Here is a 20,479-nt window from a genome sequence, read left to right on the forward strand (position 1 = left end):
AGGTTTGAATTAGTTTGAGCAAGTATGATCTAGTAGGGTAAGACTCTCTAATTGGCTCAAACGTTTTCAAAGGCTCAAACGACAATCAAACTTTCAAACTAACTCAAACACATCCAACCCTATCAACCCCCTCACTTCCATACTGGCACATTTATTTTTCGGGGATGTTTTGAATTAATCAAAACATCCCATGATAAACCGATTTCATTCCAGCTTTTCAGCCTTAACGATAATAGTCACGGGTTTCTTCATTATTACCTGTGTGCAGTGTGCTCAGAAATCTTCGAACGAAAAAGCCGAAGCCGATTCTACCCAGACGGTGGCAACGGAAGAGGTGCCTCAAAAAGTAAATTTACCGGAGCCATCCAAGCCTAAAAATAAATACAGTAATATCATTGGCTGGTCTGATGGGCAGATGCCCAAAGCTCCCGAAGGCTTTGTGGTAACTGAATACGCTGGTAACCTCAAAAGCCCACGCTGGGCCTATCAGTTACCTAACGGAGATGTACTGATTGTAGAATCTAATACCGAAACCAAAGGTGCCAAACGCGTACAGGAGCAGGTTTCCGGCAAGATTAAATCCCGTTCGGATGACGGACTTAGTGCCAACCGCATTACCCTCCTCCGCGATACTAATAAAGACGGTAAACCCGATGTGCGTGAAATTTTCCTGAAAGACCTCAATCAGCCTTTTGGGATGTTGTTAATCAAAAATGATTTCTACGTAGCTAATACCGACGGCATTCTGAAGTTTCCTTACAAAGAAGGAGATACCAAGATTACAGCTAAAGGGCAAAAAATCCTGGATTTACCCGCGGGTGGTTATAACAACCACTGGACGCGTAACCTGCTAGCCAATAGTGACGGCTCGAAAATTTATGTTTCTGTAGGTTCAGGAAGTAACGTAGCTGAACACGGCATGGAAAACGAAGTGCGTCGGGCTAGTATCCTGGAAATTAATCCCGATGGTTCCGGCGAAAAAATATACGTGAGCGGCATTCGTAACCCCGTTGGCATGGATTGGGAGCCTAACACGAAAAAACTCTGGTCGGCAGTAAATGAGCGGGATGAACTGGGCGACGAACTCGTGCCTGATTATTTGACTCAGGTAAAAGAAGGTGCTTTCTACGGTTGGCCTTTTGCTTATTGGGGCCCGCACGAAGATCCCCGCCGCAAAGGTGAAAATCCCGAAGCTGTGAAGAAAACGGTTGTACCCGACGTAGATTTGGGTTCGCACACGGCCTCGCTGGGCCTGGCGTTCTACAAAGGAGATAAATTCCCGGCGGCCTTCCGTCAGGGAGCCTATGTAGGGCAACATGGTTCCTGGAATCGCTCGGAACTGGTGGGTTATAAGGTGGTATTTGTACCCTTTAAGAATGGAAAGCCTGCTGGAAAACCCCAGGATTTCCTAACCGGATTTATTGCTAATCCTGAATCAGGAGAAGTGTACGGTCGTCCGGTAGGAACGTTCTACTTGAAAGACGGTTCTATGCTGGTAACTGACGATGGGGGTGGTAAAGTCTGGCGGGTTGCGGCCAAGTAATGTTCACATAAAAGGACGATTAGCTTTTGCCAATCGTCCTTTTAGTTTTATGAAATCAGAACGTATAGTTAATCGTTAACAGCGAATTGGACGGAGCACCGGGGAAGAGGCGAATGTAGTCGTAACCACCTACCCAATACGTCTTATTGGTAATGTTATTCAGGTTGTACTGAAGCTGAACCCTACCCACATTGTAATATACGGCTGCGTTGAACAACAGATACGAAGGAATCGTCTGCGTGAGGTTAATGGAAAGATTACGCTTGTCTACAAAATTGGCTCCTAAACCAAACCCCAAGCCTTTGAAGTCACCGTTTGCGATGGAATAACGCGTCCAGAAGTTAGCCAGATTGCGGGGAGCATTTGGCTTCTGAATATTACGTTCGGCTTCGATTAATGTCTCTGTAATTTGGGCTTTGTTATAGGCATACGAAGCAATGACACTCCAGTTCGGCAGAATTCGTCCGATTACGTCAAATTCAATTCCGCGAGACACTTCTGCTCCCACTTGGCGTAATAAATCAGGGTTCTGAGCGTCATTAGCGTTGTAAAGCGTATTCGTTTGTCTGATCTGATAAACCGCGAAAGAAGCCGTCAGACGATCTTCAAGCCAACTGGATTTTGCTCCGGCTTCGATCATATTACTTTCCATGGGTTTAAACGGTCCGCCAGCGTTCGGATTGGCAATGGATGAAGCAGTCTGTGGATTATATCCCTGAACGTAAGTAGCATACAGGTTAACGTTTGCATTCGCGGTAAACACTAAACCAAAACGAGGTAACCATACCGACTGGTTGGTCTTCTTCTGGCTGGAAGTTTTATACTTATCAAAGTCCGTATAGTTTTCATAACGAACCCCCAGTAGAGCCTGGAAACGGCCTATTTTAAGTTGTTCCTGAAGGTATGCGGCATTGAGGTAATAGTACGTGGGATCAAATGAACGTTGGGTGTAGAACAGCTTGCTATCATCCTGAATGCGTTGTGAATTCAGAATATTGCTCAGATCAAAGTGGGGAACATTCGGCACCGGATTACCGCTGCCATCAAGTAAATAGCGAGACTTATTAGCCGGATTGTAGCTAGCAATAAATCCGTTATTCGCAGCATTGCGGTAACCAACGGCTTGCAATTGCGAACCCCCTACGGGCAGTTTTTCACTACCGTAATCATACCCAAGGATCAGACGGTGTTCCAAAGGGCCCGTTGAGCCTTCCACATTGAAGTATCCAGAAAAGTTGTCAATGAATCGGTTTCGTTTCCGCATGAATACCTGCATGGCTACTTTGTCAGGTATCGCAGCCCCTGTCGCATCTACGCCATATCCATTGGCTGAACGGTGTTCGTACAAGTCTTCCGAATAGCCAGTTTTCATGTAGGCCGCGTTGAAACTAAGCCAGTTAGTCAGCTTCCGACTGAGCGATAGTGAGACGTTATAAGTCTGTTCATTCAGATAGTCGTTACCGGTATTCAGTGAGAGGGACGTTGGCGTAGAATATAGATCACTGTTACCAAACACCGACTGCCCGCGATCCAGACGACTTCTTGAATCATTATACACCAGATCAAAATTGATACGGGTCTTATCATTGGGCAGGAAAGAGAAGGATGGGGCAATGATCAGGTTTTTGTCAAACTGTAAATCACGGAAAGATTGGGCATTCTCATATCCCAAGTTCAGACGATACAACAAGGTGCTATCCTTGCTGGCGGGGCCGGTAAAGTCGGCTAAAGCCCGGAAATTATTAAAACTTCCTAAGGATATACTCAGTGATTTACGATTTTCATCCAATGGCTTTTTAGTGACCCGGTTGACCGTACCGCCGGGGCTGGCGTTTCCAAATAGAGCAGAAGAAGGGCCTTTCAGTACCTCTACACGTTCCAGGTAATTGACCAGGGGTTGTTTCCAAAATCCCGTGCTGGTGCGTAGACCGTTGATTAACTGAGTATTAGACTGTCCATTGATTCGAAAACCACGAATGGTTAAGTCGTCATAAAAGGTAAATTGAGTAACGCCGCTGAAGTTCTTGACCACTTCACCCACTCGTATCGCCCCCTGATCAGCGATGAGTTCTTTACTGGCGTAGGAAACCGATTGAGGCAGATCCTTGAGGTTGGTAGCGGATTTACTACCAATGAAGGTGGTCGAAGTTTTGTACGTCGTCTCTTTCCGACCAATGATTTCTACCTGTTGCAAAGCAGTACTGCCAGAATTCAGTGTGAACGTATATGCTACGCCGCCTGAAGTTGAGGTTTTAATGTGATGAACAGCAGATTCATACCCTACGATGGAAAGATGTAGCGTATAGGATTTGCCGGGTTCCAGCGATAACTGAAAATGACCATTTCCGTCGGTAGTCGTTCCTGTTTTAGAAGCAGAAACCATGACGTGAACGCCTTCCAAACCTTCGCCAGCGACGGTTTTAATGACTCCGTGAATCGTTCCGGGAGCCAAGTCCATTTGCTTTTGCTGCGAAAAGGCAGCTTGAGTTAGAAGCACTAATAATAAGCTGAAGTAGACAAATGGGAGATATATTTTTTTGACCATAGAGTTTAATTAATTTAGATTAATTAAAAACAAAGGTATATCAGCTCATTTCTACTAAAGATAAGTTGGCTTATTAACTGCTGGTTTTTAATCTGTTTTTAATAATTGAATAGGATTACTTAATAAAAAAGGGTCGTGCATGAGGAATGCACGACCCTTTTGATTGGTGAAAATTTTTAGTCTTAATGAATATTGATTTCGTAAGGCAAACGAGCCTGTAAACCATTCATGGTCTGTAATTTTTTCAGTTTCTGAACGTAAGGAACCAGATCACCAAAAGTTGAATTCATAAGGCGGGCTTCCTGCTCGGCATCTACGGTATCAAATAAGGTTTCGAAGAATTCTTTTTTAGCAGGGTAACGAACCCGGTATTCACCCGATTTCAGTTTTGCCTCCGAAGCTGCTAGTGAGATAGCTTTGTCCAGACCTCCTAATTCATCAACCAATCCGTTTTGTTTGCCTTCCAAACCAGACCACACGCGGCCACCCGCAAGAGCTCTGAGTTTTTCAACGGGCATTTTACGGCCTTGAGCTGCTTTGTTGGTGAATACCTCGTAAAAGCGATCCGTTGAACGCTGGAAATGAGCTTTCTCGAAATCGTCCATTTCGCGAGTCAGCGTAGGGTAATCCGAGTGAGCGTTTGTATTAACGCGGTCGAAAGTGATTCCTAACTTATTCTTCGTGAATTCGTCCACGCGGAAAAATAGCGAGAATACGCCGATGGAACCCGTAATCGTCGTGGGCTGAGCTACGATTTTGTTACAACCCATGGCCAGGTAATAACCACCGGAAGCTGCATAATTAGACATCGACGCAATGACTGGTTTTTTCTCACGAGCCAGTTGAATCTCCCGCCACATTACTTCTGACGCCAGACCAGAACCACCGGGGGAATTGATTCGTAAAACAATGGCTTTCACGTTTTTATCCTTACGAGCCTTACGGATTTCAGCGGCTGTTTTCTCGGAAGCAATTTGTCCGTCGCTGTCGTCGCTCCCGTCTACGATGCTACCTTCGGCAACGATAACGGCAATTTTATTATCTGTATTCGGAGCGTCTTTATCCGCAGAAATCGTTTTCTGGTATTTGTCCAGATTAACGTAATTAACCTTCTGGTCTTCGTTAATTTTCAAGGCTTTACGAATGGCGGTATCAAACTCATCGTAGTAACCTACGTTAGTGACGATCTTGTTCTTCAAAGCGTCCGTTGGTTCGTAAGCTTTCAGAGAATCGGCAATGGTTTTCAATTCTGCCACGGACACGCCACGACTTTTGGACACTTCATCCAAAACCTGATTGTAAATGGAGTTCAGGAAAGACTTGGTCTGCTCGCGGTTTTCTTCACTCATGTTTTCACGAAGGAAAGGCTCCACGGCACTTTTGTAGTTACCCACACGGAAGACTACAGGTTTAATATCAAGCTTATCGAAGGTGCCTTTGTAGAATTCGTATTCGGCATTCAATCCGTTAAAATCAATTCCCCCGGATGGATTCAGGTAAATTTTGTCGGCTACGGAAGAAAGGTAATAACCCTGCTCGGTGTATGTTTCGCCGTAGGAGTAAACAAATTTTCCGGATTTCTTGAAGTCAATTAAGGCATTACGAACTTCTTCAAGAACGGCCCATCCTGTGCTGGGGGAGTTGGCCTTCAGGTAAATACCCTTGATTTTTGAATCCGTTTTAGCGTAGGCTAAGGCTTGCTTTAATTGGACTACGCCCACCTGACTTTTGTTGCTGATGAAAGGGCCACTAAAATCAGATAAGGGATTCGATACGTTATCGTGTTCGGTAAAGCTTTTGTTCAGGTCTAGTTTTAAAACAGAATTATCATCCAGCGTTACGCTTTCGCTAGCCGAGCCAACAACCGAGGCAATGCCAATAATTAAGAAAAACGCAACGACCGAAAAGAGTAACAGGCCCACAATGGTAGCAAGTACATATTTCAGAAATTGTAGCATAAGGTGTGTTATAGAATGTTTTGGAAAAGTAGTAATGAGCTATTGTTATTCTATAAAAATAACAAGCCCGTCTTGCAACGGGCTTGAAATAAGTCTGAGCGGGATTTCCCGCGGATGAAAGGACGTGAGAACGGTTATCCTTAAATAAGGGCCGTTTTCGAAGTCAGGGTTTGGTAATCCTGACGGCTCTTGCGAATTACTTCGTGAGCCACATCACGACCATATACCGTATCAATTTCGATTACAGCTTTGGCTTCGCCCGGAATATTTTTGTACGTCAGGAAGTAGTGAACCAGACGGTTTAATACGCTTTTAGGGCAATCGTTCAGGTCAGTCCAGCTACCATAAACGGCGTCATTTTTCAGAACGGCGATGATTTTATCGTCCGCTTCGCCTTTGTCGATCAGACGAATACCGCCGATGGGAATGGCCTGAAGGATGATATTACCGTGAGGGATGGTTTTTTCTGCCCATACACAAATGTCCAGCGGATCTCCATCACCTTCAGGAATGTTACGACCTGACTGCTCTGTAGCGTACTGAGCGATGGCATCGCCGCAGTAGGTTTGGGGCAGGAAGCCATACAAACAAGGCATATAGTTAGAGAAAAGCTGAGGACGGTCAATTTTCAAAAAGCCCGTTTCTTTGTCAATTTCATATTTAACCGTATCCGTGGGTACAATCTCAATGAAGGCGGTAACAACTTCAGGGGCATTTTCCCCGATGGGAACCCCGTGCCAGGGGTGTGCAATTTGGGTCGAAAAACTCATAGGATAATAACCGATTTAATGCGGTTTGACAGACAATAGTCGCTAAAAATAATCAAATATGTTTTATAAATAACTCAGCACTAGAACACTTATACTTTTTCTTCCATTCCTACTTTTTCCCGAATCTTGTATTCGGTAGTTCGTTCAGCATTGGAAGCCATTAACTCACCGAGAAAGCCGGCCAGAAATAATTGTGAGCCTACAATAATAGCTGTTAAGGCCAGGAAAAACTTCGGATCGTCAGTCAGGTTGCGAAATTTATGCCCTGCAGCAACGCTGTAAATCTTATCAATACCCAGCCAAGTCGTAGCGACAAATCCAAGTAAAAACGAAATTACTCCAAAAGTACCAAATAAATGCATGGGTCGCTTCCCAAAACGATTGACGAACACAATCGTGAGCATATCCAGCAATCCGTATATAAAACGCTCTAACCCGAATTTGGTTTTGCCATATTTCCGAGCCCGGTGCTGTACTACCTTTTCTCCAATTTTAGAAAAGCCATTCCATTTGGCCAGAATGGGAATATTGCGGTGCATTTCGCCGTACAAACGTACGGATTTCGCCACAGGAGCGTCATAGGCTTTCAGTCCACAATTGAAGTCATGCAACTGAACACCTGAAACCCAGCGGGAAACGGCATTGAATAATTTAGTTGGAAGCGTCTTGGAAAGTGGATCGTAACGCTTCTGCTTCCAGCCCGAGATAAGATCGTATTCTTCGACAGTAATGAGGCGATACAGTTCAGGAATTTCCTCGGGGCTGTCCTGTAGGTCAGCATCCATTGTGATGATTACCTGACCTAAAGCGGCCTGAAAACCCGTATATAAAGCGGCTGATTTCCCATAATTGCGGCTAAAACGCATGCCCCGAATGTGCGGATTCTGGAGGGAAAGCTGGCGAATCACCCGCCAGGGAGTGATCGTTACTACCGTCATCCACCAGAATGATTTCATACGTAAACTGATGTTCATTCATTACCCGCTCAATCCAGGCACAAAGTTCAGGAAGTGACTCCTCTTCATTGTACAGGGGGATGACAATGGATAACTGATAAAGGTATGGTGGCATTCTCGTAATATCCTGTGAATGAAAGTTTTCTAAATAAACTCAGCGAAAATTCAGATGTAGAGTAACGTGAACAGGTACAAATTTGATCTACTCTGAGGGTTTATTTAGAAAATCAGGTAATAATCTTTTAGCAAATTTACGAATTCCGGCGTGTACTCGTCCGCTTCATTGCGGATACAAAGCGTTTCTGTTGGAATTTCCTTCCGATTTTGACTTTTGCTAAAGGTTGAGACCAGTCGGAAGGGAGCTTTAGCCGGGGAATTTTTCAAAACTAGCTGTTCCTGTAGATAAAAATTCAAAGGGGCTAATTCTTTACTTAACAATTCAGTTTCGAAAACGGGTAATAAAACCGTAAATCTTCCTGAGGGTAATAAATGCCGATGAACCGCCTGAGCTAATTCCGCAAAACTTAAACGTTCGTCGTGAGCGGCTCGATTACGTCCTTCTTTCGGTGAGCGTAAGGAATTTTGAAAAAAAGGAGGATTTGAAATGATTAATTCATACTTCCGGTCTACTTCTAGTGTCTGAATTGCCGATTCAATGACAGTAATCTGCGAGGGAAAGGGACTCAGAGCAATATTTTGTCGAGCCTGTTCGGCTGAGTTTGCATCAATTTCTACGGCATCAATCCGATATTCTGCTTCATGAATGCGTTGAGCCAGCATGAGCGGTAAAAGGCCGGTGCCGGTGCCAATATCCAGAATGGAATGGGTGTTCGTAACTTTTGTCCAGGCTCCCAGCACGCAGGCATCCGTGCAGACTTTCATCGAAGTCTGGTCCTGATGAATGGTAAATTGCTTGAATGTAAAGAAAGAGTTACGGGCCATGACGTAAGTGCGTACAATGAAAAGGGGAATTATTTACGTCCGAAATCGGCGGGATTTTCACCCCAGTATTCGGTTTCCCATTTGAGTACTCTGGTTGAATACGTATTATTTTTCAACCAGGTTTCAGCCCGATCAATTAATTCAAACAGGATTTTGTTGGCTTCCGTTTCGGGAAGTTTGGTATTGGCGACTTTGTTACGAACCCAGCTAATGGCCGTTCTGGAGTCGGAGTATATCGGCAGCTGACTGTTTACTTTTTTGAGGTAAGCCAATCCGTGGACAATCGCCAGAAATTCGCCGACATTATTCGTGCCGTCGGCAAAAGGTCCCATTCTAAAAATCAGCGTGCCGGAAGGGTATTCAACGCCCTGATATTCCATAACGCCAGTAGCCGTATTCCAGGCTGCATCGACGGCTAGGGAAGGGGTAATGGGCTTTCCGACCAGGGCCGAATTCTTGGGAGTTGACTCGACTTTTTTAGCCGTACCGATGTACTTCCGGGGATTTTCCCGAAAGGCCATAACGGCCTGTTGTTTGTCTTCAAAGGATTTATACTGAGCTCCATTAAAGCCCTCAATCTGAGCTTTAGCGTCTTCCCAGTTATCAAAAATCCCCGGATGCCGTCCCTGCCAGACTACGTAATATTTGGTTTTCTTACTCACGAACGCAAAAATACGATAGAGTTTGGAGTTTTCATTGTAAAACGCTAACCCCGGCAGGGTTGATTTATTGGTAGCTCTGTTCTGGATACATCCGAGTGACCATGCAGAAAGACAGGGGTAGTAATAATCTACTTGTGTAAAAACTAACGTTTTGTCCTATTTACAGTTACCCCAGATTAGCATCCGGGGCTATTCGTATTTAACCCCGCTGGGGTTGTTTTCAAAGCCATGGCTGGTGTCTTCACCAGCCATTTTTGTAGTTAGGTAAGGATTGTTATGAGAAGGAGTGATGGTTGGTGGTGACACCAACCATGGCGAAAAAACTAACGTTTTGTCCTATCTACAGTTACCCCGGATTAGCATCCGGGGCTATTCGTATTTAACCCCGCTGGGGTTATTTTCAAAGCCATGGCTGGTGTCTTCACCAGCCATTTTTGTAGTTAGGTAAGGCTTGTTATGAGAAGGAGTAATGGTTGGTGGTGACACCAACCATGGCGACAGAAACGTTTACAAAAAACTAGGGCTGGTGTATTCACCAGCCCTAATATAAACCCCTAAATCAAAACCCTACACTAATTCCTTATACTGCATCCGGTGCAAGTTCGCATAATGCCCCTCTTTTTCTAGTAACTCTTCGTGATTACCTGCCTCGACGATCTTACCTTTTTCCAACACCAGAATCTGATCAGCGTTTTGAATCGTGCTCAGTCGGTGGGCAATAACGATAGCCGTTCGGCCTTTCATCAATTTCGTGATGGCATTCTGAATCAGTTCTTCGGTTTCGGTATCGACAGAAGCGGTGGCTTCGTCCAGAATCAGGATGCGGGGGTTACGAACCAGTGCCCGAACGAACGAAATGAGTTGACGCTGACCCACCGAAAGCGTGGCTCCGCGTTCCATAACGTTATAGCTGTAGGTACCGGGTAACTTCTGAATAAATTCATCAGCTCCGACCAGCTTGGCAGCCTCAATCACCTGTTCCCGGGTAATGCTCGGATCGCCGAGCGTAATGTTACGTTCAATGGTATCCGAAAACAGGAAAACGTCCTGCAAGACCACGCCAATCCGGCTTCTGAGCCAGCCTAGTTCATAATTTTTCAGATCGACATTATCAATGAGAATCTGCCCCTTCTGAATTTCATAAAAACGGCTTAATAGGTTAATCGTTGAAGACTTACCCGCTCCCGTAGCTCCGACTAAAGCGATGGTTTTACCCGCTTCAACGGTAAAACTAATGTCTTTCAGAACGAATTCCGGTTCATTATAAGCAAACCATACGTTTCGGAATTCTACTCTACCGTGCAGTTCTTCGGGTGTATAAGTGCCTTCGTTCTGGGTATACTCATCCGAATCCAGCAGTTTCAAAATACGGTCGGTACTGACTACGCCCATTTGAAGAGTATTGAAGCGATCGGCCAGCATGCGAATGGGGCGAAAGAACAGGTTAATGAACATGATGAAGGCCGTAATCGTACCGTAACTTGTTGTCAGGCCAATAACCTCTTTCGCTCCGTACCAGACAATTAAACCCGTCGCCATGGCCGAGATGACTTCTGCAACCGGGTAATACACCGAGTAATAAAGAATGGACTTAATGTTGGCATCTTTATGCTCTTTGTTGAGAGCTTCAAACTTCTGGTGTTCAATGGGCTCAGCACTGAAAATCTGCACGATACTCATGCCCGTAATGTGCTCCTGAACAAACGAGTTTAGATTAGAAACGGCTGTCCGAACAATATTGAAGGACTTCTTGACTTTTTCTTTGAAAATATAAGTGGATACCAGCATCAGAGGAACGGTACTCAAACTGATCAACGAAAGCCGCCAGTCGGTGTAGAACATAACGCTGATAATCAGGATCAACTGAAGAATATCACCGGCGATATTGGCCAGGCCTTCCGAGAAAACGTCGGCCAGGGTTTCAATATCAGAAATGGTGCGGGTGACGAGCCGACCAATGGGGGTATCGTCAAAAAACTTTAAACGCAGGTAAAGGATTTTTTCATAAAGTTGTACCCGAATGTCTCGAATAATGGTCTGGCCTAACCAGCCGGATAAATAACTGTTGGCAAACTGAGTAATACCCTGAACCACCAATACAGCAATCATGAGGGCCATCATGGTAGTTAAGCCCGCGTGATCGTCTGTAGTGATGTGATGATCAATGGTATAACGAATCAATAGTGGGGTTAAAGGAGCCAGAATTGCTCCTAATAATATCAGAGCCACCAGGCTGATAAATCTCCTTTGGTAAGGCTTGATGAACTGAAACAATCGTTTGATGATGTCCCAGTCTACGATCTTACCACTAACTTTTTCTTCCGTCACGTTGAGAAAAGATTATTTTTACTCAAATTAATACTGGCGATACCGGCAAAAGTACTTTGTTAGATCAATAACTAGGGCCGTGAAGCGGGCGGAAGAGACCGACCGCTCTGTATGATTTTTTATGTATGCAACCAGGGATATAGCTACAATCACATTGTCCTCATAAAAGTTTCAGCGAATGAATTCCAATTGGGTTTTGATCATCAGTAGTAGTCTGATATTGATTTCTTATCTGTTCAATTTTATTACAAAGAAAACTAATATTCCGTCGGTATTATTGCTGATTGGCCTGGGGATAGGCATGCGTTTGTTTGCCGATAGCAAAGGGTTTACGCTAGGCCGAATCAATGATATTTTACCCGTGTTGGGAACAGTTGGACTGATTCTGATTGTGCTTGAAGGAGCCATGGAGCTAGAACTCGACCGGAAAAAAAGTAAGTTAATCTGGCAGTCGCTGGCGGCGGCTTTGGGCATTTTGCTGGCCACCGCTTTTACCATGGCCACTCCGCTGGCTATAGCCTACGGGGATTTTCATCGGGGCTTACTCAATGCCGTGCCACTGGCCGTAATCAGCAGTGCCATTGCCATTCCCAGTGTAGCTCATTTGGCAGATCCGCATAAAAAGGAGTTTATTACCTATGAAAGTTCTTTCTCGGATATTCTGGGGATCATGCTGTTCAATTTTGTCTTGGTTAACGACGATTTCACCTGGGGGTCTTTAGGACACTTTTTGGGTGAGGTCGTTTTAATTCTGGTCATGTGTACGCTGGGATGCATTGTTCTGGTGTACCTCACGAGTCGCATTACCCAGCACGTTAAATTCTTTTTGATTATTGCTCTCTTAATCCTGGTTTATTCACTGGCCAAGCTCTTTCACCTTTCGCCATTGTTACTGATTTTGGCTTTTGGTCTGATGATGAACAATATAAATCTGGTGATTCCCTCGTTCCTGCAGAAATACCTGGCTCAGGAAAAACTGGAGGAAGAGTTACCCATTTTTAAATCCATTACGGCGGAAAGTGCCTTTCTGATTCGAACTTATTTTTTCGTTCTCTTTGGCTTCTCTATTGATCTGGCTTCGCTGACCAACCCCAAAGTCTGGCTGATTGGCGGTATTATGGTAGTGTGTTTATACGCCATGCGGGCCATGTATCTGAAGTGGATACTGAATATTCCTCTGTTACCAGAAGTATTCATTGCACCCCGGGGTTTGATTACGGTATTAATATTCTTCGGTATCCCGGCAACAATGGTGTTACCGGATTTCAGCGGCGTATTATTATTTACGATCATAGCCACAAACGTTATCATGTCTGGCGGACTTATCTGGTATGGCCGGCAAACGGGCAAAATCATTGCACCGCCCGAATTATCAGATACCAGCGATTTGCCCGCAGTAGGGGAATCATGATCCTTACCGTTTCATAAAAAGCCCCCGGTTACTTCAAATAACCGGGGGCTTTTTGTTTTGGACAGGACTATTCGCTCAGGTAATTACCATAACCTACAATCATGACGGAAAGAATAATGACGCCAATGCCCGTCAGAATGGTGCGGAACGTAGCCGGACGAACGCCTTTCCATTCTTTTAGGTATAGTCCCCAAAGATTAGAGATAATGATGATACTGGCCGTATGCAAGATCCAGGAACTGGCTCCGTTGCCCAGTTTACTTTCCCCCATTCCATAGAAGAAGAACTGTAAAAACCAGGTGATACCAGCCAGAGCTGAGAAGATATAGTTGTTTAGTAAAGGCGTTTTTGAATCAGTATAGTTACCGTACGTTTTGTTGCGAATATTCAGCAAAACAGACCAGATGAGGTTAGTCGTCAGACCGCCCCAGAGTACGACAACGAAAATGACGTTATTTTGAAATAAAGGATTACAACCCGCCGCAACGGCTTTGACGGCCATGGGTTTTCCGGCTTCAATCCCGAAGTTAAAACAGGCACTCAGGATACCAGAGAAGGTAGCAACGACGAGGCCTGTCCAGAGGTTGAATTCCTGAATACTGGCTTTCTTTTCTTCCTCAGAAAGTTCACTTTCCTTCATCACCCCTGCTTTGCCACAAATCACAATACCGATTACGCAAACTACCACGCCCAATAATACCACCTGGCCACCCGTAGCGTTCATCATTTGAGTGATAGTGCCCTCGGTAGTGGAAGTGAACAGGTCACGGTAAATGGGAGGAATCAAAGCCCCGAAAACGGAACAGAAGCCTAATACTACGGACTGCCCCAAGGATAAACCCAGGTAACGAACAGATAACCCAAAAGTAAGTCCGCCAATTCCCCATAGCAACCCCATCACATACGTCCATAAAAGCGTATCCGAATCAGTACTTTTAATAATCGACATGAAATCTGGGATAGTCAGCCAGGCAGCTACGTAAGGAGCGATCAACCAGGAAAATAAACCGCCAATAATCCAGTAACTTTCCCAGGCCCAAGCTTTCACCCGTTTGAAAGGAATATAAAAACTACCGGAAGCGAAACCGCCAATGAAGTGAAAAATAACACCTAAGAGAGCCTGCATAAATTAAGATGTAGAGGTATACTTAATGCTCAAAGCTAGGGAAGTTCCGGGGTTTTCACCATCCCGTACTGTCAGGGAAATAGGGTTTTTCGTGTGTTTGGTTGAATTTTTCGAGTAATGAAAAATGCCACTTGTCATGAACAAGTGGCATTCCGACGAACCTTCAACCTTTTTCTATACTTCACGCAAAACGAATACGTGTATCTGCACCCGAAAAGAATGCTGTGCAAACTGTAGTAAGAACGCATAGAAAGGCACGAAGTAATACTTGTGGCTAAAGAGAGTAGATAGAGACGCAGCAAAAAGGGATGAATAACCGCAAAACGTAGAATTTTATACAGTTCCTAAGGCAGAGACGCAATTCATCGTGTCTGGCCTAGAAAAGGAGATAGCTATTCAAACAAAAACTGGTAACTATGTTTTTCCGAGGTAATCGCTCCTAAGTTTTTCTTGAATCGGATTAACCCTTCGTTACGAACACCATTTTCAGTAGAAATACCCAAATCCAGAATCTGATATTGATTAGTAAGGCAATACTGATAAAGTCCGGCGTTGACCAAAATTAAAGGACTTAAGTCCAGAAATTCAGCAGCGTCGGCTGGGTATAAGGTGTAAAGAATTCTTTCATTAATCCGAACGGTGACCACCAGGGCAGCAAGTTTTCCCTGAAAGCGAGCCGTAAAAACCTGAAAAACGTTTGGTAACTGAGTTACAGATGCAAACAAAGTTTCCAGCGACATGGTCATGGGACGCTGCTTCCGTTCGCGGGCGGCGGTAATAAAAGCGTGAACGATGGCCCAGTCCGGGTTCAGCCATTCTTCAAAATGCAACCCTTCGCGAAGGCTTTTCTTCAAACGACGATGCGTAGAATTGTGTAGAAGGTGGTCAATAGATGGTTCGTTAACGGGAAGATGCTGATTTAGCTCAGTCGTGATGACTGTAAAACCCGCCTGAAGGTAAGTACGGTGTAAGAGAGCGGCTAATTCAGGAATTTAATCCATCGGGTAAAGACCTGATCAATAGACGAGTCAGGCCTTGTTTTTTTAAATGATCGAGAACTCCCTGAATAAAAAACAGAAGCGTTTCCGAAGGAATTTCCGGGTAACTTTCAATCCCGCCGAAAGTAGCTCGTCGGGGGCTCATGCCCTTGTCATTAACTACAAAGATGACTAGTCGGGCGTGTGTAAAACCGTCTCCTTCTAATAAAAAAGTAAGCACCTGATCGCCGGGTTGGGCCTGAGTTTTCAGGTGGGATGTTTCGTTAAAAAGAAATCGTTCGAAGAGTGGTTGCGAAACGGTTTCTGGAAATGGATATACATGAATGGAGTAGGTGGAATTCATGGTAGCAAGATAAAAACAAGCTATCCTTTTTTACTAACGAAAGCATTATTTCTGATGTAAAACCGATAGGGTAACTCTACGCCAACCTTAATACCGATACGGGTCGTTTGCACGACTTCAAAATCATGAAGAATCGCTGGTTCGATACGAAGTGGACTGTCCTGAATCATCCAGTAGTTCATTTCCTTATGTATGCCCATGGCGTGTACCAGACTGGCCGGGCCTTTGCATAACTGCGTGGGTTTCAACGTTCGTTCGGCGTAAGTTTTTCCGAAAAATTGCTGAATACGCTGCTGGGCAGCAATGCGGCGATGAGCCATCAACTCCAGTCCTTCGGTAGGTTGCAAAGCCCGAATCAATACCGCTTCGCCTATGCCTTCTCCACCACTGGAAATATTTACGCAATAATACTGACCGTAAATCTGATAAACGTAAATCATGCCCACGGGACCAAACATAGGAGCATTCCGGGTGGTTTTGTTACGATAGGCGTGGCAGGCTGGATCACCCGTAAGATAAGCTTCTGTTTCAACAATAATACCCGCCGTACGGCCCTCTGGACTTTCATGGACCAGTACACATCCTAATAAATTTCGGGCTAAATCCAGCGAGGGTTGTTCATAAAATTCGGTTGACAGCGGCATAAGAAGTACTTTAAAAAGGCTAAAAGAAAACGCGGAGTAAGGAATAAAATTCCGTACCCCGCGTTTCGGTAAATCGGCTTATAATACGTTTGCCGTCTGTTCTTTTATCTTTTCGAGATCATCTTTCATCCCCACTACTAAATGCTGAATCGTAGCGTCGTTGGCCTTTGAACCGATGGTATTAATCTCTCGGCCAATCTCCTGAGCCATGAAGCCAAGCTTTTTGCCGTTACCTTCTTTCAGTACTTCCCGGAAGTAATTGAGGTGGGTCTGAAGGCGAACTTTTTCTTCGGCGATGTCGTATTTTTCAACGTAATACACCAATTCCTGCTCAAAGCGATTTTTATCGAAACCATCTTCGCCGAGCAGGTCGGTAATACTCTTAAGTAACCGCTCCCGAACAGCCGGAATTCGCAGGCTATCCTGCTCAGCTACCTGCTTCAAACCATTTTCAATGCCGTTGATGCAATCTCCAAAAATGGTTGTTAATACCTGACCTTCCCGGTTTCTGAATTCCTGGCATTCAGTCAGAGCAATGCGAACGGCCTGTAAAACCGTCTGCCACTCGTCATCAGAGGATTCCGTCACGGTTTCCGTATTTAACGCATTGGGCCAGGCCATGGCAATTTTGAACATTTCCAGATCATCGAACGACTCCGTTACGTGGTAAAAACTTTCTCGCAAATCCTGAAAGTAAGTCTTGACCAGAGGGCGGTTCACCGAAACCGAAGCTTCTGCCTGAGCCGTCTTGACGACCTGTACGGAAAGTTCAATTTTACCGCGTTCCAGTTCCGTAGATAACAGGTTACGTAATTCAATTTCCCGACTGGATAAGCTACGGGGTAATCGACAAAAAATATCTAAACCTTTGGAATTTAGAGTTTTAATTTCGGCAGTAACCTGTAAGCCATCTGCTTCAAGCACGCCCCGACCAAAGCCGGTCATGGATTTTAACATAACAAAACGGATAATAACGGGAACGGCTTATGCTTCAGGGTTCTCGTCTGTTTTAGGTTTAGAGGGCGTTTTTGCAAATAGTAACGACTGCGAGATTTCCAGCAGTTTTCGCTGGGTTTCTTCGGGTGTTTCCTGATTTCGCTGGTAACCCGGTTTGGGTTGACGAGGAGTTTCCCGGCGTTCCTGACGGTTTTGCGGTTCTTCCCGTTTTTCCTGGTTATTCGTATTACGCTGGAAGCGATTTGCACGGTTCTGGTTCTGACGATCTTCCCGACGGGGACGCTCGCGGGGTTGTTGAGAATCTTCCGAATTCGTAGCCGCTGGTGGCGTGGGTTGCTCCGAACGATTCTGACGATCGTTTTGCCGTTCCTGATTCGTATTACGCTGGAAACGATTGTTACGGTTCTGACGATCTTCCCGGCGGGGGCGATCATTCTGACGTTCCTCCCGACGCGGCTGTTGAGCCTGCGAAGGTGGTTCCGTAACGGGCGTTTCTGCTAGGGTAGGTAAGGTAGTTTCGATTACCTCATCAGTCGTAGGCTGAGTTACTTCGATAATCACTTCTTCTGAAGCAACGATTACCTGTTCTTCGCGAGGCTGACGATCTTCCCGTTTTTGACGCTCTTCGCGGGCAGGGCGATTATCTCGTTTCCGCTCCTCCCGCTGCGGACGATCTTCCCGACTTTGCGGACGCTCGCGAGGGATCTCATCGTCCAATTTGGGATCGCGTTCTTCTTGGGTCGGGATTTCGATTAGGGGAGGGGTCGCATTAGCCCGTTCGGCCTTATCTGCTTCAATTTCATCCCACTGTTTCCGGTTACGTACGATGTCAAGGGCCGTATAAATGGCATGTAACATCGAGCTGTGATCCGCCAGATTTTTTCCGGCAATGTCATAAGCCGTGCCGTGATCGGGGCTGGTGCGAACGATGGATAAACCCGAAGTAAAGTTAACGCCATCTTCAAAGGCCAGCATCTTGAAAGGCATAAGCCCCTGATCGTGATACATGGCCAGAATGGCATCGAATTTCTTCCAGTTACTCGCTCCAAAGAAGCCATCGGCGGGGAAAGGTCCGTACACCAGATGGTTATTTTTGCGGTATTGTTCAATAACCGGAATAATGACTTCTTTTTCTTCATTCCCCAGCAGTCCGTCTTCTCCTGCGTGTGGGTTCAGGCCCAGGACGGCAATACGAGGTTTGTTGATTCCAAAATCTTTATGTAAAGACTTGATAATCTGATTGAGTTTCTTGGAAACGGCCTCCTGACTAATGTTGGAACGAACCCGTCCCAATGGAACGTGACCCGTAACTACACCAATTTTCAGACGTTCTGAAACCATGAACATCAGGTATTCAGAGGACTGAAAAGCTTCCGCCAGATACTCCGTATGGCCGGGGAACTTAAACTCCTCGGACTGGATATTATACTTGTTGATCGGAGCCGTGACCAGAGCCGAAATCAGACCAGCTTTGAGGTCTTCTACCGCTTTGGACAAACTTTGAAAGGCTGCCTGTCCGGCCTCCGGCTGCACCTTCCCCGGTTCGACATTGGTCTGACTGTCATCAAAGCAGGTAATCACGTTTACCATTTTATGATTCAACTGATCGGCTGTAGGAGCCGGGTTCAGTTGCCAGTCTTTCATATCGTACAAGTGCTTGTAACGATTCAGAACCCGCATCGATCCGTAAATCACGGGCGTGAAGTGTTTATTGAGGTGATTGCCATGCAAGGCCTTGAGAATTACCTCGGGGCCAATGCCGTTATAATCACCCATACTGATGCCGATTATCGGCTTTTGTGCTTGCTCGCTCATATCATTTCATCCGGTCAGATTATTCCATTTTCTGACGTAAATAAGCAGTTCGTAAAGCGAAGTTACACCATCCACCTAAGAATTAGACCAGTTCGCGGATTTTTCGGAAATTCTAAGCCGAATAAAGGGAGATTGATGTAGTTTGAAAAGGTTTAAACGTTTGAGGTAGTTTGAAAGTTTGAGGAAGTTTGACTGAGCGTCTGATAACTGATTGAAAAGGTTTGAAAGCTACTGAGGACCAGGTTTCACTGAGTATCCAATCAATAGCTAGAGGACACAACGCTCACTTATCTGACGTTCAAAAGCTAATCAAATCACTCAAACAATGATCAAACTTTCAAACTTTACTCAAAACTAGATCAAACCACCTCAAACAATACTCAAACCTTCAAACTAGATCAAACCATTCAAACCCAACCCCGATTGCTGGTTTTTTTATAAAATCGAGCGAACTTTGGAGATTGCTATTGAGGTTATCCTAAGCAGGCACCGTTACTTTTTGAATGTTATGAAAGCTCAGCTCAACGACTGAGCCCCCTTTACCATGAAGAAAATTTTCATTTGTGATGAAATGCACCCCAGTCTGTTTGAAATGCTCGAAACGGCGGGGTTTGACTATAGCTATCAACCTAAAGCCAAACGCGAAGAGATTCTGGAGCAGATTGGCTCCTACGAAGGACTGATGATCCGTAATAAAACGCGGGTGGACGAAGCCTTTTTGCAGGCTGCTTCCAGACTGGAATTCATTGGCAGAGCCGGAGCTGGGCTGGATTTGATTGACAAAGAAGCGTGTGACCGGCATCAGGTTCGTCTCTTTGCTGCCAATGCGGGTAATATGGATGCTGTTGGCGAGCATGCCATGGGCATGTTACTGGCTCTGATGAACCACATTCACACGGCTGACCGGGAAGTACGTCAGAAAATCTGGTTACGTGAAGCCAATCGTGGGACCGAGCTGGGCGGTAAAACGGTGGGATTGATTGGCTATGGACATAACGGTTCGGCCTTTGCCAAACGCCTGAGTAGCTTTAATGTGAAGGTGCTGGCGTATGACAAATACCGCGACAACTATTCCGATGCCTACGCCGAGCAGGCTACGATGGAGCAGATTTTTGAAGAAGCCGACGTATTGAGTCTGCACATCCCGCTGACGGAAGAGACGAATTATCTGGTGAAGGAAGAATTCATTGCTCAATTCAAAAAGCCATTTTACCTGATCAACTGCTCGCGGGGCGAAATTGTGAAACTGGCGGCGGTTTTGAAAGGTTTACAATCAGAGGCGGTATTAGGAGCGTGTCTGGACGTGCTGGAAAATGAAAAACTGCACCAGTTACCTGCCGGACCGGATGAAGTTTTTGATACCTTAGTCCAGTTACCCAACGTCATTTTTACCCCCCACGTAGCCGGATGGACACATGAAAGTTACGTGAGAATCAACGAAGTGCTGGTACGGCAAATTGCTGATTCCTGATAACTTACAG

General features: G+C 45.3%; 15 protein-coding genes and 1 pseudogene. 3 read left to right on the forward strand and 13 right to left on the reverse strand.

The features are described from left to right. Positions 1-190 precede the first annotated feature (190 nt). A complete protein-coding gene (locus tag QE357_RS06195; protein ID WP_106636321.1) occupies positions 191-1,543 on the forward strand; it encodes a sorbosone dehydrogenase family protein in 1,353 nt (450 codons plus the stop codon). A 55-nt stretch (positions 1,544-1,598) separates the two neighbouring features. On the opposite strand, the gene QE357_RS06200 is transcribed toward QE357_RS06195, so the two are convergent. From QE357_RS06200 to QE357_RS06230, 7 genes and pseudogenes are all read right to left on the reverse strand, one after another. Then, the gene (locus tag QE357_RS06200) at positions 1,599-4,040 is read right to left on the reverse strand and encodes a TonB-dependent receptor (RefSeq protein WP_309706427.1); all 2,442 of its coding nucleotides are present in this window, start codon (positions 4,038-4,040) and stop codon (positions 1,599-1,601) included. 230 nt (positions 4,041-4,270) lie between these two features. Further along, positions 4,271-6,046 carry a signal peptide peptidase SppA gene (sppA, locus tag QE357_RS06205; protein WP_309706428.1) on the reverse strand — a complete coding sequence of 592 codons (1,776 nt, stop codon included), beginning with the start codon at positions 6,044-6,046 and terminating at the stop codon, positions 4,271-4,273. A gap of 140 nt (positions 6,047-6,186) precedes the next feature. Then, the gene (locus QE357_RS06210) at positions 6,187-6,816 is read right to left on the reverse strand and encodes an inorganic pyrophosphatase (protein WP_106636323.1); all 630 of its coding nucleotides are present in this window, start codon (positions 6,814-6,816) and stop codon (positions 6,187-6,189) included. 89 nt (positions 6,817-6,905) lie between these two features. Continuing rightward, positions 6,906-7,887 (reverse strand): annotated as a pseudogene (locus QE357_RS06215) (glycosyltransferase family 2 protein). A 104-nt stretch (positions 7,888-7,991) separates the two neighbouring features. Then, positions 7,992-8,714: a methyltransferase gene (locus tag QE357_RS06220; RefSeq protein WP_309706429.1), complete on the reverse strand. Its 723-nt coding sequence runs from the start codon at positions 8,712-8,714 to the stop codon at positions 7,992-7,994. A gap of 29 nt (positions 8,715-8,743) precedes the next feature. After that, positions 8,744-9,376, reverse strand: coding sequence for a viroplasmin family protein (locus QE357_RS06225; protein WP_106636326.1), 633 nt, complete (start codon positions 9,374-9,376; stop codon positions 8,744-8,746). Positions 9,377-9,943: 567 nt separating this feature from the next. After that, positions 9,944-11,704, reverse strand: coding sequence for an ABC transporter ATP-binding protein (locus QE357_RS06230; protein ID WP_106636327.1), 1,761 nt, complete (start codon positions 11,702-11,704; stop codon positions 9,944-9,946). Between the two features lie 178 nt (positions 11,705-11,882). On the opposite strand from QE357_RS06230, the gene QE357_RS06235 reads away from it, so the two are divergent. Next, a complete protein-coding gene (locus tag QE357_RS06235) occupies positions 11,883-13,115 on the forward strand; it encodes a cation:proton antiporter (RefSeq protein ID WP_106636328.1) in 1,233 nt (410 codons plus the stop codon). A 67-nt stretch (positions 13,116-13,182) separates the two neighbouring features. Here the strand turns inward: QE357_RS06235 and rhaT are convergent, their stop codons facing one another. The 6 genes from rhaT to pdxA all read right to left on the reverse strand — a co-directional run bounded on the left by rhaT (position 13,183) and on the right by pdxA (position 18,998). Beyond that, a complete protein-coding gene (gene rhaT / locus QE357_RS06240) occupies positions 13,183-14,241 on the reverse strand; it encodes an L-rhamnose/proton symporter RhaT (RefSeq protein WP_307142403.1) in 1,059 nt (352 codons plus the stop codon). 392 nt (positions 14,242-14,633) lie between these two features. Further along, complete coding sequence (locus QE357_RS06245) at positions 14,634-15,095, reverse strand: hypothetical protein (protein ID WP_309706430.1); 462 nt, start codon at positions 15,093-15,095, stop codon at positions 14,634-14,636. 130 nt (positions 15,096-15,225) lie between these two features. Then, a complete protein-coding gene (locus QE357_RS06250; RefSeq protein ID WP_309706431.1) occupies positions 15,226-15,582 on the reverse strand; it encodes a hypothetical protein in 357 nt (118 codons plus the stop codon). Positions 15,583-15,602: 20 nt separating this feature from the next. Then, on the reverse strand, positions 15,603-16,226 hold the full coding sequence (locus QE357_RS06255; RefSeq protein WP_106636331.1) for a DNA-3-methyladenine glycosylase: 624 nt from the start codon (positions 16,224-16,226) through the stop codon (positions 15,603-15,605). 78 nt (positions 16,227-16,304) lie between these two features. Further along, entirely contained in the window at positions 16,305-17,183 is an 879-nt protein-coding gene (locus QE357_RS06260) for a YicC/YloC family endoribonuclease (protein ID WP_309706432.1), read from the reverse strand. Between the two features lie 27 nt (positions 17,184-17,210). Beyond that, entirely contained in the window at positions 17,211-18,998 is a 1,788-nt protein-coding gene (gene pdxA, locus QE357_RS06265) for a 4-hydroxythreonine-4-phosphate dehydrogenase PdxA (RefSeq protein ID WP_309706433.1), read from the reverse strand. A 544-nt stretch (positions 18,999-19,542) separates the two neighbouring features. Between pdxA and QE357_RS06270 the strand changes: the two genes are divergently transcribed. Next, a complete protein-coding gene (locus QE357_RS06270; protein WP_309706434.1) occupies positions 19,543-20,469 on the forward strand; it encodes an NAD(P)-dependent oxidoreductase in 927 nt (308 codons plus the stop codon). Positions 20,470-20,479: the final 10 nt, after the last annotated feature.

Origin of the sequence: Siphonobacter sp. SORGH_AS_0500 (assembly GCF_031453245.1) — a bacterium.
Lineage (GTDB): Bacteria > Bacteroidota > Bacteroidia > Cytophagales > Spirosomataceae > Siphonobacter.